Source organism: uncultured Flavobacterium sp. (assembly GCF_963922255.1).
GTDB lineage: Bacteria > Bacteroidota > Bacteroidia > Flavobacteriales > Flavobacteriaceae > Flavobacterium.
Map to the genome: position 1 here is coordinate 113,734 of NZ_CAWUIC010000005.1, position 14,278 is coordinate 128,011.

8 protein-coding genes and 1 tRNA gene are annotated in these 14,278 nt (G+C 31.2%); 5 read left to right on the top strand and 4 right to left on the bottom strand.

Translation table 11 applies throughout. The features are described from left to right. Nucleotides 1-23: 23 nt before the first annotated feature. The 3 genes from pgmB to AABJ49_RS05960 all read right to left on the bottom strand — a co-directional run bounded on the left by pgmB (nucleotide 24) and on the right by AABJ49_RS05960 (nucleotide 3,266). Nucleotides 24-689: a beta-phosphoglucomutase gene (gene pgmB / locus AABJ49_RS05950; RefSeq protein ID WP_338376940.1), complete on the bottom strand. Its 666-nt coding sequence runs from the start codon at nucleotides 687-689 to the stop codon at nucleotides 24-26. A 1-nt stretch (nucleotide 690) separates the two neighbouring features. Next, complete coding sequence (locus AABJ49_RS05955; protein ID WP_338376941.1) at nucleotides 691-2,043, bottom strand: MFS transporter; 1,353 nt, start codon at nucleotides 2,041-2,043, stop codon at nucleotides 691-693. Nucleotides 2,044-2,246: 203 nt separating this feature from the next. After that, nucleotides 2,247-3,266: a LacI family DNA-binding transcriptional regulator gene (locus AABJ49_RS05960; protein ID WP_338376943.1), complete on the bottom strand. Its 1,020-nt coding sequence runs from the start codon at nucleotides 3,264-3,266 to the stop codon at nucleotides 2,247-2,249. 227 nt (nucleotides 3,267-3,493) lie between these two features. On the opposite strand from AABJ49_RS05960, the gene AABJ49_RS05965 reads away from it, so the two are divergent. From AABJ49_RS05965 to AABJ49_RS05980, 4 genes are read left to right on the top strand one after another with little or no spacing between them, the layout of a single operon-like run. After that, entirely contained in the window at nucleotides 3,494-6,562 is a 3,069-nt protein-coding gene (locus AABJ49_RS05965; protein ID WP_338376946.1) for a SusC/RagA family TonB-linked outer membrane protein, read from the top strand. Nucleotides 6,563-6,567: 5 nt separating this feature from the next. After that, complete coding sequence (locus tag AABJ49_RS05970) at nucleotides 6,568-8,139, top strand: RagB/SusD family nutrient uptake outer membrane protein (protein WP_338376948.1); 1,572 nt, start codon at nucleotides 6,568-6,570, stop codon at nucleotides 8,137-8,139. 21 nt (nucleotides 8,140-8,160) lie between these two features. After that, nucleotides 8,161-9,222, top strand: coding sequence for a SusE domain-containing protein (locus AABJ49_RS05975; protein WP_338376950.1), 1,062 nt, complete (start codon nucleotides 8,161-8,163; stop codon nucleotides 9,220-9,222). Between the two features lie 51 nt (nucleotides 9,223-9,273). After that, nucleotides 9,274-12,147 carry an alpha-amylase family glycosyl hydrolase gene (locus AABJ49_RS05980; protein WP_338376952.1) on the top strand — a complete coding sequence of 958 codons (2,874 nt, stop codon included), beginning with the start codon at nucleotides 9,274-9,276 and terminating at the stop codon, nucleotides 12,145-12,147. A gap of 115 nt (nucleotides 12,148-12,262) precedes the next feature. Here AABJ49_RS05980 and AABJ49_RS05985 read toward each other — a convergent pair. Beyond that, nucleotides 12,263-12,344 (bottom strand) — tRNA-Leu (locus AABJ49_RS05985). A 124-nt stretch (nucleotides 12,345-12,468) separates the two neighbouring features. Between AABJ49_RS05985 and AABJ49_RS05990 the strand changes: the two genes are divergently transcribed. Continuing rightward, entirely contained in the window at nucleotides 12,469-13,857 is a 1,389-nt protein-coding gene (locus AABJ49_RS05990; protein ID WP_338376954.1) for a dipeptidase, read from the top strand. Nucleotides 13,858-14,278: the final 421 nt, after the last annotated feature.

Sequence of the window (14,278 nt, forward strand, 5' to 3'; positions counted from 1 at the left end):
CATTGATAGAAACACTTAATTTATTAAACACATTTTTCATTTATTAAATTTTTTATAAAGCTTAAATCTATAAAAGTGAAGTCTTTAAAGATATAATCTGCTTCATGTAGCACTTCAGTTTCACCTATCCCAATACTTATCATATTGGCTAAATTTGCCGCTTGAATTCCTGCAACAGAATCTTCAAAGACGATACAGTTTTCAGCTATATCATGTGCTTTTTTGGCTCCTTGAAGAAAAACTTCAGGATCAGGTTTTGCATTCGAAACATCATTTCCATCAACAATAGCATCGAAATAATGTAGTATTTTTGCTTTTTCTAGAATTGGTTTTGCATTTTTACTAGCTGAACCTAATACTATATTTTGTTTGTGTTGTTTTAAATAATCAAGCACTATCATAACACCTGGAAGAATTTCACTTTCATTCATTTCTTCAATATAAGAAAGGTATTCGGTGTTTTTTTGAACCAACCATTCGTTTTTTTCTTCTCGAGAAGCTTCTACATTTCCAAGAGCTAAAATTATTTCTAAGGAACGTACACGACTTACTCCTTTTAATTGCTCATTGTGTTCTGGTGTAAATTCTATCCCTATTTGAGCCGCTAATCGTTGCCAAGCTAAAAAATGATATTTTGCTGTGTCAACAATTACTCCGTCAAGGTCGAATATGAATGTTTTTTTACTCATTTTAAATTAAATCTTTTTTGTCTTTTACTTTTAACACTAAAAAAGCTGCAATCATAAAGCTTATACCGCTTGAGACCAAAGCATAAATTGCATGGTCACCGTATACATACTTAACTAAAGGACCTCCAATTAAAGCATTAATAATTTGTGGAATTACAATGAAAAAATTGAAAATTCCCATATAAACTCCCATCTTTTTTGGTTTAATAGAACCTGCTAAAATTGCATAAGGCATGGCTAATATGCTTGCCCAAGCTATTCCTACTAAAATCATTGAAAAAATTAGAGCTTCTTTATTTGGCATGAAATACATTGATATCAAACCTAAACCTCCTAAAAATAATGATAAAGCATGTGTTTTCTTTCTTCCAATCTGCTTTGCAATATAAGGTAATCCAAAAGCAACAATTGCTGAAACCAAATTATAAACTCCAAAAATAATTCCTACCCAATCACCTGCTGATTGATATTCTAGACTTTTAACATCCGTAATTGCTAAACCATAAATATGTTGTGCAATTGCTGGTGTAGAAAAAACCCACATTCCAAACAAACCAAACCATGAAAAAAACTGAACCCAGCTTAATTGCCTCATAGTTACAGGCATTTTTGCAAAATCAGTAAAAATATCAGTTAATTTTGATTCTTTCACTTCTTCAATTTCTGAATTTTGAGGCTCAAATTTGTTTTGAATAAGTGTCATTTCTTCTGGAGAATATTCTTTTGTCGTAAAAACAGTTATTAAAATTGTAACAATTAAAATTATTGCACCAATAATAAATGAGTAAATTAAATGTAAGGGAATTGCTGAATTTTCTGTTGAGACATTGCTTACTCCAAACCAATTATGAACAATGTAAGGTAACCATGAACCAATTACAGCTCCAATTCCAATGAGTACGGTTTGAACACTAAAACCTAATGTGTGTTGGTCAACATTTAAATTATCGCCAACTAAAGCTCTAAAAGGTTCCATTGCAATATTAAAGGAAGCGTCCATAATCATTAACATTCCTGAACCAAACCATAACGCTGGCATAAATGCAATAAAAATTTCGGCTTGAGGCATTAATATTAAACCAATAGAAGCCAATAATGCTCCAACTAAAAAATAGGGTTTTCTTCTTCCAAGTCTTGTCCAAGTATTATCGCTAAAGTGACCAACTATTGGTTGAACAATTAACCCCATTAAAGGTGCAATTATCCAAAACCACGATAATTCGTGTACATCGGCTCCAAAAATTTGTAGAATTCGACTGGCATTTGCATTTTGTAAAGCAAAACCCATTTGTATTCCTAGAAATCCGAAACTCATGTTCCAAATTTGCCAGAAATTTAGCTTACGCTTTTCCATTATCGTATTTTATTAATTAATAAAACGATAAGCGTTTGTATGCTTATCAAAACTTAAAACATTTTCGAAGTGAATTACAAGCTTTGATGTTACAAATATATATATTATTTCAATTGAAAAAATATTTTCATTAGATTTTACTCTCTAAATTATTCTAAAAATAAAACACAAACATTTAAAAATCAGCTTATTAAAAACAACTATCACGTTGTAGTAGATTCTCTTAAAACCAGATTAGTTTCAATTATTTCTGTAGTGTAAAATTCGTCTTCTCCATCTTTTTCAAGTCTATCAATTAGCATTTTTGCTGCTTTTCTCCCCATTTTTATACCGTTTTGACTAACGGTTGTAATTCTAGGTGTTGAAAATTGGGAGATGATACCATCAGTGAAACCAATTACCGAAAAATCATCTGGAACTTTTTTACCTAATCTGTTAGCCAATTTGATCGCTGTAACAGCAAACAATTCATTAACTGCAAAAAGCGCATCAAACTCTTGATTTTTGATTAAAGAATCTATTTTATTTGAACAATTTTCAATGTCCTCAATTTTTACAATTAATTCTTCATTAACTATAATTCCGTTATCTCTTAAAGCTTTTAAATAACCATCTGTTCTTAATTTACCAACACTCACATAATCAACAGTTGTTAGAAGTGCTACTTTTTTTAAATCTTTGGATATAAAGTATTGAATTGCATCATAAGCAGCTTGTTGATCATCAATAATTACTTTATCACAGAACACATCATTTGTTACTCTGTCAAACATAACAACTGGCATTCCTTGACTTATAATTTCTTGAATATGATGAAAATCTTTCTTTTGCATGGTTTCTTTAGAAAGTGACATGATAAATCCATCAGTACTTCCATTTGCCAAAAGCTCCATATTTATAACTTCTTTATCAAAAGATTCATCGGATAAGCAAACAATTACATTATATCCATTTTCATTTGCCACTTGCTCAATTCCGCTAATTACAGTTGCGAAAAAATGATGCACAATTTCTGGGATTATTATACCTATTGTTTTTGTTTTCTTGTTCTTTAAACTTAATGCAATGTTATTTGGTTTATAATTATAAAGCTTAGCAAATGCTTGCACTTTTTGCCTTGTATCTTCACTAATTTCATGACTATCTTTTAATGATTTTGAAACAGTTGAGATAGAAACATCTAGTTCTCTTGCAATTTGTTTTAAAGTAACTTTTTTTCTCATTGCTATTTTTATGCATGATTAATATGACAATAAAAGTAGTTTATATTTTTCAGAATCAAAATTTTAGGACGAAATATTGCGTAAATTAATAAAGTTTTCAACACTATAACGTTTTCGCAACTTTGTAATTGAATTGTCATTTTTTTTTATCAAATATTTACATAAATTTAACATTCGAAGTAGAGTTACATAGCAAATTTTAACAAAAATTAACCTAAACAAATTGTATGAAGACAATACAAAAAAAGTTATTATTCATTCTTTTCATTTTGCCTTTAAGCTTATTAGCTCAAAGCTCTTTAAAAGGAACTGTTTTAGACAATCTAGGTCAAACTTTACCTGGAGTAAATGTATTAGTTAAAGGTACTCAAAATGGTGTAGCTACTGATTTTGATGGAAATTTTACTATAAATAATCTAAAAAATGGAGACGTCTTAGTATTTACTTATGTTGGATTTACAACTAAAGAGTTGGTTTACAAAAATCAAACTGAAATAAGTGTTACTCTTACTGAAGACGCACAACAATTAAGCGATATTATTTTAATTGGATATGGTTCAACAACGAAAAAAGATGCAACTGGTTCATTAATATCTGTAACTTCTAAAGATTTTAACAAAGGTTCAATTGTGTCAGCTGATCAATTGTTAACAGGTAAAGCTTCTGGTGTTAGAATAACTAATAATGGAGGCCAACCTGACTCAGCACCAAACATAAGAATTAGAGGAGGTTCATCTTTATCTGCTAATAACAACCCTTTAATTGTAATTGATGGTATAGCTATAGACAATACCAATCCTGCGGGAGTAAGCAATCCCTTATCGTTGATAAACCCTAACGATATAGAAAGTTTTACTATATTAAAAGATGCTTCGGCCACAGCTATTTATGGATCAAGAGCTTCTAATGGTGTAATTATCATTACTACAAAAAAAGGTACTTCTGGCTCACCAGAATTTAATTTCTCTTCAAGTATTGGAGTTGGAAAAGTAGGAAAAACAATAAATGTTATGGATGGCAATGAGTTTTCACAATTCATTAGACAATATCACCCAACACTTACCAACAAATTAGGAGTAGATTCAGGAGTAGCTGATAACCCTAATACAGAAGTAGATGAGTCACGAAAAATATACAATACAGATTGGCAAGATGCTATTTATAGAACTTCTATAGTTTCTGATAATAACTTTAGTGCTAGAGCTAATTTATTTAAAAAAATTCCATTTAGAGCCTCTGTTGGATATACAAAAAATGAAGGACTACTAAAAACAAATGATTATGAGAGATATAATGCTTCTATTAAATTAACCCCTAAATTTTTCAATGAACATTTAAAGGTAGATGTAAATGCAAAAGGTATTTCATCCAAAAAAAATGCTGTCGATGAAGGAGGAGCAATTGGAGGAGCAATAAATATGGATCCAACAAAACCAATATATGACAATGCACTAGATAATAGATTTGGTGGTTACTATCAAAACACAGCATTTGTAGACAATAGGTATATCATCGATGGTCAAAGCAATCCTTTAGCACTTTTAGAGCAAAGAAATAGACCAGAAGAAGCACAACGTTTTTTAGGCAATGTTGAATTTGACTATAAAATGCATTTTCTTCCAGAATTAAGAGCTGTTCTAAATTTAGGGGTGGATGCGACAAAATCAAAAATAAGAGAAGATTATACGAATAATGCTGTGCAAACTTACAGATTTATTGACGGAAACAATGACCCAAACACCAACTTTGTTTTTAATCCAGGTACAAATTATGCTGAATTACAAACGAGAACCAATACTACTCTAGAAGGTTATTTACAGTATACAAAAACTTTAAGTGGTATAATTTCAAAATTTGATGTACAAGGTGGTTATTCTTATCAAAATTTTAAAAATGATGGTGTAAAAGATTTGTATCAATATAATCAAACAAGTGGTATTAGAGAATTAATTGAAGACGATCCAAGTAGCAAATACTACAATGTGTTAAATCTTCAATCCTTTTTTGGTAGAGCAAATATTGATTTTGCAAATAAATATTTAGTAACACTATCTTTAAGAGCAGATGGTTCTTCGTTGTATAGAAAAGAAAACAGATGGGGATACTTCCCTGCCGCAGCTCTAGCTTGGAAAATTAAAGAAGAAAGTTTTGTTAAAAATGTAAATATCATTAATGATTTAAAACTAAGATTGAGTTATGGTGAAACAGGACAACAAGATATTACCGGGTTAGCTGGTTTTTATCCTTCAACACCATTATTTGAAGCTGGAAATAATAATAGTCAATATTTACCTGGTGTGAATTTATATTCTCCAAAAGCATTTAACCCAGATTTAACATGGGAAAAAACAAGTACAGCCAATCTAGGAATTGATTTTGATTTCTTTAAAAACAGTGTTATTTCTGGAAGTTTTGACATCTTTCAAAGAAAGACAAATGATTTGTTAGCAAGAGTACCTCTTCCCCCGGGTCAAGGATTATCAGATTCGTTTGTTAAAAATGTTGGATCAACAGAAAGCAAAGGATTTGAATTAATCTTGAACAGCAATATAATTGATAATGATAACTTTAAACTTTCAATTAATTCTAATATTGCATATGCTTATGCAGAAATTTCTGATCTACAGGGTATTTCCCAAATTCCAACATCAGATTCAGGTTTACCAATTCAAACAAACTTTCAATTAGCTAGACATGCAGTTGGTCTACAACCAAGGTCTGCATGGGTTTTTGAACAACTATATGACTCAAATGGCCAACCAATTGTAGGTGCTTATTTAGATAGAAATGGAGATAACAAAATAACTAATGACGATAGATATTATAAAGCTTTAACACCGAACTGGACTTATGGTTTTGGATTAAATTTTAATTACAAAAACTGGGATTTAAGTTCAAGTTTTAGAGGTCAATTAGGTGGTCAAGTATACAATACCGCTAAACTTGTTCTTGGATGGGTTGATAGAGCTAAACCTGTAAACACAAGTAATTTAAATAATGTTCTAAATTTTTATGAGGGTGCTGCTGATCCAAATTTTACAAATATCCAAGGAAATATTCCTTTATCTGATTATTATTTAGAAGATGCTACTTTCTTACGTTGTGAAAATATTGTCTTAGGATATGTGTTTAATAATTTCTCAAAAAATGCTTCATTAAGAGTATATGGAGCACTAAATAATGCCTTTATTTTGACAAAGTATTCTGGTCAAGATCCTGAAAATTTTAACGGTATCGACAGTAATTTTTATCCAAGACCGAAAATGTATACATTGGGAATAAACTTAAATTTTTAAAAACTATGAAAAATATAAAACTAACTGGTCTTATTATTTTAGCAGTTATCACATTTAGCTGTGTTAATGATTTAGATACTGAACCAAAAGTAGAGCTTTCATTACAAGAGCTTTTACAAAAAGACCCTGAAGCAATAAATGGAATAATGTCAAAACTATATGGATCTTTTGCTTTATCAGGACCTAATGGAGCTGGAAGTTCAGACATTTCAGATGACCCAGGAGAATCTCCATTCTTAAGAGGAATTTTAAACCTTCAAGATTTTACAGCTGATGCAATGAAAAATCGTTGGGGTGATGATGGTTTAGACCAACTTACTACAACTTCTCAATGGGACTCAAACAATAAATTTTTTAGATATTTATATAATCGTGTTTATTACACAGTACCACAATGTAATAATTTGTTGTCTATTTTAAATAATGTTGATATACCAAATAAAGAACAAACTATAAGTGAAGTACGTTTCTTAAGGTCTTTAGCTTACTACTACATGATTGATTGTTTTGGAAAAGGTGTCATATTAACAGAAGATGATTTAGGTACAACAACACCATTACCCCAAGCCTCAAGATTAGAGTTATTTAATTTTGTAGAAAGTGAATTATTAGATATTGAAAATAATATTTCTTTAACCAATTCGTATGGAAAAGCAAATAAATCAGCTGTTAGAATGTTATTAGGAAAATTATATTTAAATGCGGAGGTTTATACTGGGGCACCTAGATGGAATGATGCTTTTATATATTCTGGAAAAGTTATTAATGAAGGAGGCTATTCACTTGAGAGTAATTTTAGAAAAAACTTTTCAAGTGACAACAATACTTCTTCAGAAATTATTTATCCTCTAATAGCAGATGCTTTAAATAGTCAAAGTTTTGGTAATACGACTTACATAGTAAATGGAAGTTTAAACTCTGCTAACATGTCTTTAAACGATTATGGAGCTCTTCAAGGTTGGGCAGGACATAGGTCTTCAAAAGCTTGGTATGGGTTGTTTGGTGATTTAAACTCAACAACTGATGTAAGAGGTCAATTATTTTGGCAAACTGGTCAAACTTATGAAATGACTGATTACAAGGAATGGACTAATGGATTCCCTAGTATAAAATTTACAAATCTTAATTCAGATGGAACAGGAATTTCAACAGACTTTTCATCCACTGATTTTCCTTTATTCAGGTTAGCTGATGCTTACTTAATGAATGTAGAAGCTCAAATCCGAAAAGATGGAAGTGCTAATTCTCAATCTCTAGGTTATGTAAATTTAATTAGAAATAGAGCAAATGCAACTCCAATAACTTCATTACCACCAAGTGGTTATACTTCTCATGTATTAGGAACAAGCGATGCACTATGCTTTATACTTGACGAAAGAGCAAGAGAATTAAATTTTGAGGGACATAGAAGATCTGATTTAATTAGATTTAATGCTTTTACCGGAAGTAACTACATATGGCCATGGAAAGGTGGTGTAGCAAATGGCACATCAATTCCTAGCACTTATAAACTATTTCCAATACCTGCAACAGCACTAGACGCTAATCCTAACTTAACACAAAATCCTGGTTATTAATACTTAAAAAATTACATAAAAATGAAAAATATTTTAAAAACAAGTGCTTTAGCATTTTTATTTCTAGCAAGTTTATCTTGTGAAAATGACGACCAAACTATTGTAACTGCAAAAGGTGGCCCAGAACTACTAACTCCTTTAGATGGTAGCTCATATATTTTAACTCCAGATAACGCTCAAAATGAAGCAACAACTCTTGTATGGAATCATGCAGATTATGATGTTCAAACTGAAGTTAATTATGAAGTTCAAACAGCATTGTCAGGAACCGATTTTGCGACTATTGTTTCTGCAGGAACAACAACTAGTAGATTTATGGTATTAACTGTTGAACAACTTAATACAGTTGCTTTGAATTTAGGTATAAATCCGTTTCAAGCTTCAGATGTAGATGTGAGAATTAAATCCTCTTTAGGGTCAAATACATCTCTAGAGGCTTATTCAAATACTATAAAAATCACGTTAACTCCTTATACAACAGATTTACCTAAATTAGCGGTTCCAGGTAATCATCAAGGATGGGATCCACCAACAGCACCTTTATTAGCGTCTTCTGGTTTTGGTGAAACTGATTTTGAAGGTTATATATGGTTAGACGGAGAATTTAAATTTGTTGAAAGAAACGCTGCAGGTGCTTTTGAGTGGGGTAACACTGATTATGGTGACGATGGTTCTTTCTCTGGAGTTTTAGCAGAACAAAACGAATCAAATGCAATTGCTACAGCTGGCTACTATCATGTTAAAGCAAACACTTCAGCTTTAACTTATTCTACTACTTTAACAAATTGGGCAGTTACTGGTTCAGGTACCCCTAATGGGTGGCCAGACAATGGCGTTGTAGATCACAACATGATTTATAACCAAGCTACAAAAAAATGGGAAATTATTCTTGCTTTAAGTGGAGGCAATGAAATTAAATTTAGAGCCAATGATGATTGGGCATTAAATTATGGAGACAATGGTGCAGATGGTTTATTAAATGAAGGTGGAGATAATATTGCTGTTCCTGCATCTGGCAACTATCTTATTGAATTAGACTTAAGTAATCCAAGAGCCTACACTTATACTTTAACACCTCAATAAAATTAATTAAAGGGTTGTTTCATAACGGCCCTTTATTTTTAAAACATTGTTATGAAAAAAAACTTACTTATATTATTTACTTTTATAATCTCATTTATATCAAATGCACAAGTTACAATATCTCCTTCAACATTTAATGTAACTGACCCTATAACCATTACAGTAAACTTGGCTCAAAGTAGCTGTAATTCAATTCCCACTACTACAAATAAAGTTTATATGCATGCAGGTATTGGTGATGACACTAATGCTTTTGGTTTCGCAGTTGTTGGAAATTGGGGACAAGATGATGGTGTTGGTTTAATGACGAACCAAGGTGGAGGAATTTGGAGTATTACAATTACACCAAGCACCTATTTCAATTTAAACACAACACAACAAGCAAACGCTACAAAAATTGGATTAGTATTAAGAAATGCTGCTGGCAATCAAGAAATGAAAAAAACACCTAGTTGTACAGATTTCATTTTTAACGTAGGAACTTATCAAGTTAATTTAACTTCACCTGTAAACAACAGTACAACTATAATTAATTCAGGAGACAATTTAAATATAACAGCTACAAATACTGGTGGAAATGCTTCTTATAATTTAATGGCTAATGGCATTTCAATAAATACTAATACTTCTACTACAAGTTACTCTTTTAATCATACAAATATAACTGCGAATACTAATTATGAATTAGTTGTTACACAAAACTCCTCAGTAATAACCAGAAAATTCAATGTACTTGTAAATCCAAATACGGTTACTCAAGCCATTCCTTCTGGTTTACAAGATGGTATTAATTATAATTCTGCAGATCCAACAAAAGCTACTTTAGTTTTAGATGCTCCAAATAAAGATTTTGTCTACGTAGCAGGAAGCTTTAATAATTGGCAACCAAATACAGCTTATGCAATGAAAAAAGATCCTAGCTCTACTAAATTTTGGTTAGAATTAACTGGATTAACATCAGGTCAAACAGAAACTTACCAATACTGGGTTGTAGATCAAACTCCAATTGCTAACTCACCTTCTTTAGTAAAAACTGCTGATCCATATTCTACATTAGTTTTATCACCTTTTGATGACCAATACATTCCTGCTGCATCATATCCTAATATTCCATCATATCCAGCTGGCCAAGAAAGAGAAGTTACAGTTTTAAAAACTGGACAAACAGCTTATAATTGGCAAGTAACAAATTTCGTAAAACCTAATAAAGACAATTTAGTTGTTTATGAAGTTTTAATTAGAGATTTTGATACAAATAGAAACTTTCAAGATTTGATTAATAAAATAGATTATTTCAAAAATCTCAAAGTGAATGCCATAGAATTAATGCCTGTAATGGAATATGAAGGAAATGAAAGTTGGGGATACAACACTTCTTTTCATTTAGCTTTAGATAAATATTATGGAACAAGTGATAAGTTTAAGGAATTTATAGATTTATGCCACCAAAATGGTATTGCGGTAATTTTGGATGTTGCTCTAAATCATGCTTTTGGAAGAAATCCAATGGTAAGAATGTGGATGAATGATCCTGATGGTGATGGCTGGGGAGAACCAAGTTCAGAAAGTCCTTACTTCAATCAAATTGCTACACATAGTTACAGTGTTGGAAATGACTTTAATCACCAACAACCTAGAACAAAAAACTACGTTAAAAGAGTCGTTAAACAATGGATTGAGGAATATAAAATAGATGGATTTAGATGGGATTTAACCAAAGGATTTACTCAAAATGCAACTGGAAGTGATTCGCAAACAAATGCTTACCAGCAAGACAGGGTTGATGTTTTAAAAGAATATGTTGATTATTCTTGGTCTCTTGATCCAACACATATTGCCATTTTTGAACATTTAGGACAAGATAATGAAGAGCAACAATGGGCAAACTATAGATTAAATGAAGGAAAAGGAATTTTAATGTGGGGAGAATTGTTTGAACCATACAAACAGCTTGAAATGGGATTTGCAACTAACGCAGACATTACAAGAATGGGACATGTTAGTAGAGGTTTTACAGGTAAAAGATTAATTGGATATCCTGAAAGTCATGACAAAGACAGATTGGTATACGAAGCAATAACTTACGGTAATGGTGGTGGAACAAGCCCTACAAACGGAAACCTTACCAATTCAATCATGAGAATGTCAGCTATAGGTGCAACAAGTATTTTAATTCCTGGTCCAAAAATGATTTGGCATTTTGGTGAATTAGGAATGAATAATTCAATCTATACGTGTGAAAACGGAACTGTTAACAATGAAACAGACCCAATTGCTGGTGATTGTAAACTAGCAACAAAACCACAACCTCAATGGACAAATAACTGGTTAACTGACGCTACAAGAAGTGTTGTCTATAATAATTGGTCAAAATTTATTGATTTTAAGAAAAACCTTCCTGTTTTTAATGGAAATTACACTATAAGTCCTGATGGAAACAATATCAGACAAAGAATTTATGTATATGACAACTCATTACCTTCTACACAATTAAAAAATGTTGTCATCTTAGCTAATTTTTCTGTCGCAGCTCAAAATGTAACTCCAGACTTCCCTTATACAGGAACTTGGTATAATTTAATGGATAATTCATCTATTACAGTTACAAGTACTTCTGCACAAATAAACATTCCTTCAGGTGGATTTAGAATTTATGGAAATCAACCAGCAGTACTAAAAGACGATAATTTCAATTTTGAAACAAGTTTTATTATATATCCAAACCCAGTTAATGACGCTTTTACCGTTTCAATTAATACCAAGAAAATTGAAATTTATAGTGTAACTGGACAACTGGTTAAATCGTTTATTAATAAATTTAGTGATGAATCGCTTTCTATTTCAGATTTACAAAAAGGAGTTTACTTAGTTAAAATAATTGACAATAATGATAATCAAGCCACAAAAAAACTCATAAAACAATAAAGTAAATTTCGAGTTAGTTTATTTTAAGATTCAAAACCTTCTAAGCAATTAGAGGGTTTTGTTTTTTAGAAAATATTAAAAAATAAAAAAGCTCAAACTTTAGTTTGAGCTTCAGTGCGGGTAAAAGGACTCGAACCTTCACACCTTGCGGCACCAGATCCTAAGTCTGGCGTGTCTACCAATTTCACCATACCCGCGAATTTGGTTTCTCGTATTATGAGGGTGCAAATATAAAAATAATTCTTATATTTAAATTAAGATTTGTAAATTTTTTTACCATCTATTTTTTTGTATTTTTGACATTATCATTAAAATCTCAAAATGAACAACATAAAACAATACGTTCAAGAAAATAAAGAACGCTTTTTAAACGAATTAATTGAGCTACTAAAAATCCCTTCTGTAAGTGCTGATAGTGCTTATTCCCATGATGTTATTGCAACTGCTGACGCTGTAAAAGAAAGTCTAGAAAAAGCAGGCTGTGATTTTGTAGAACTATGTGAAACTCCAGGTTATCCTATTGTTTACGCAGAAAAAATTATAGATAAATCATTACCAACTGTTTTGGTTTACGGACATTATGATGTGCAACCACCAGATCCAATTGAATTATGGACTTCGCCTCCATTTGAACCTGTGATAAAAACTACAGAAATTCATCCAGAAGGAGCTATTTTTGCTCGTGGTGCTTGTGATGATAAAGGTCAAATGTACATGCATGTAAAAGCTTTTGAATATATGATTGCTAACGATTGTTTACCTTGTAACGTGAAATTCATGATTGAAGGTGAAGAAGAAGTTGGTTCTAAAAGTTTGAGTTGGTTTGTAGAACGTAATCAAGAAAAATTAGCCAATGATGTAATTCTAATTTCTGATACTGGAATGATTTCAAACGATCAACCTTCAATAACAACAGGTTTACGTGGTTTAAGTTACGTTGAAATAGAAGTTACGGGTCCAAACAGGGATTTACATTCAGGTTTATATGGTGGTGCTGTTGCCAATCCAATAAATATATTAACAAAAATGATTGCATCTCTTCATGACAAAAACAATCACATTACAATTCCAGGATTCTATGATAAAGTTGAAGAATTATCATTAGAAGAAAGAGCTGAAATGGCAAAAGCTCCATTTTCATTAGAGAGCTATAAAAAAGCATTAGACATTGATGATATTTATGGTGAAACTGGTTACACAACAAACGAAAGAAATTCAATTCGTCCAACATTAGATGTCAACGGAATTTGGGGTGGATATACTGGTGAAGGTGCAAAAACAGTTATTGCTAGTAAAGCATTTGCAAAAATTTCTATGCGATTAGTTCCTAATCAAGATTGGGAAGAAATAACAGAATTATTCAAAAATCATTTTGAAAATATTGCTCCAAAAAGTGTTAAAGTAAAAGTTACACCTCATCATGGTGGACAAGGTTATGTTACACCAATTGACAGCATTGGATATAAAGCCGCCAACAAAGCTTATACAGAAACTTTTGGAAAACCAGCAATTCCTGTTCGTTCTGGTGGAAGTATTCCTATTGTAGCTTTGTTTGAAAAAGAATTAAAATCAAAAACTATATTAATGGGCTTTGGTTTAGATTCAGATGCAATTCACTCACCTAACGAACATTTTGGTATTTTCAATTACTTAAAAGGTATTGAAACAATACCATTGTTTTATAAATATTTCGTTGAATTGTCGAAATAATCTAAAATCTGTCATGCTGAACTTGATTTAAAATCTTCAGAATTTCAAAAATTTAACTTCCGTTTATTCAACATTGAGTAAACGGATTTTTTTGCATTACCCTGTTGCTAACTTTTACATTTAAATTGGTAATAATAAGGCTATAGGAACAGACTATAAGCGCTGACTTTTATTGCCTTTACACACAATAAAGAGTTCAAACAATTACTCCATGTGTAGTGCACTGAACTGTTATCAAAAATAAAATTCTGTGAAGTAAATCTCAACCCTTAAACTTTAAAATATGCAACAAATTCTTGTGTACTTAATAAAAAGAGCAGAATAAAGTTGCTATTTTCCTACAAATAGAAAATCAAACACTTTTAAAAATAAATACCTTTTTTATAAAGAAGTTAGTATTTATTGATACTGAAGATTGACT

Coding starts and splice junctions, on each gene's coding strand:
- pgmB (WP_338376940.1), bottom strand. CDS start 689: ATGAGTAAAAAAACATTCATATTCGACCTTGACGGAGTAATTGTTGAC.
- AABJ49_RS05955 (WP_338376941.1), bottom strand. CDS start 2,043: ATGGAAAAGCGTAAGCTAAATTTCTGGCAAATTTGGAACATGAGTTTC.
- AABJ49_RS05960 (WP_338376943.1), bottom strand. CDS start 3,266: ATGAGAAAAAAAGTTACTTTAAAACAAATTGCAAGAGAACTAGATGTT.
- AABJ49_RS05965 (WP_338376946.1), top strand. CDS start 3,494: ATGAAGACAATACAAAAAAAGTTATTATTCATTCTTTTCATTTTGCCT.
- AABJ49_RS05970 (WP_338376948.1), top strand. CDS start 6,568: ATGAAAAATATAAAACTAACTGGTCTTATTATTTTAGCAGTTATCACA.
- AABJ49_RS05975 (WP_338376950.1), top strand. CDS start 8,161: ATGAAAAATATTTTAAAAACAAGTGCTTTAGCATTTTTATTTCTAGCA.
- AABJ49_RS05980 (WP_338376952.1), top strand. CDS start 9,274: ATGAAAAAAAACTTACTTATATTATTTACTTTTATAATCTCATTTATA.
- AABJ49_RS05990 (WP_338376954.1), top strand. CDS start 12,469: ATGAACAACATAAAACAATACGTTCAAGAAAATAAAGAACGCTTTTTA.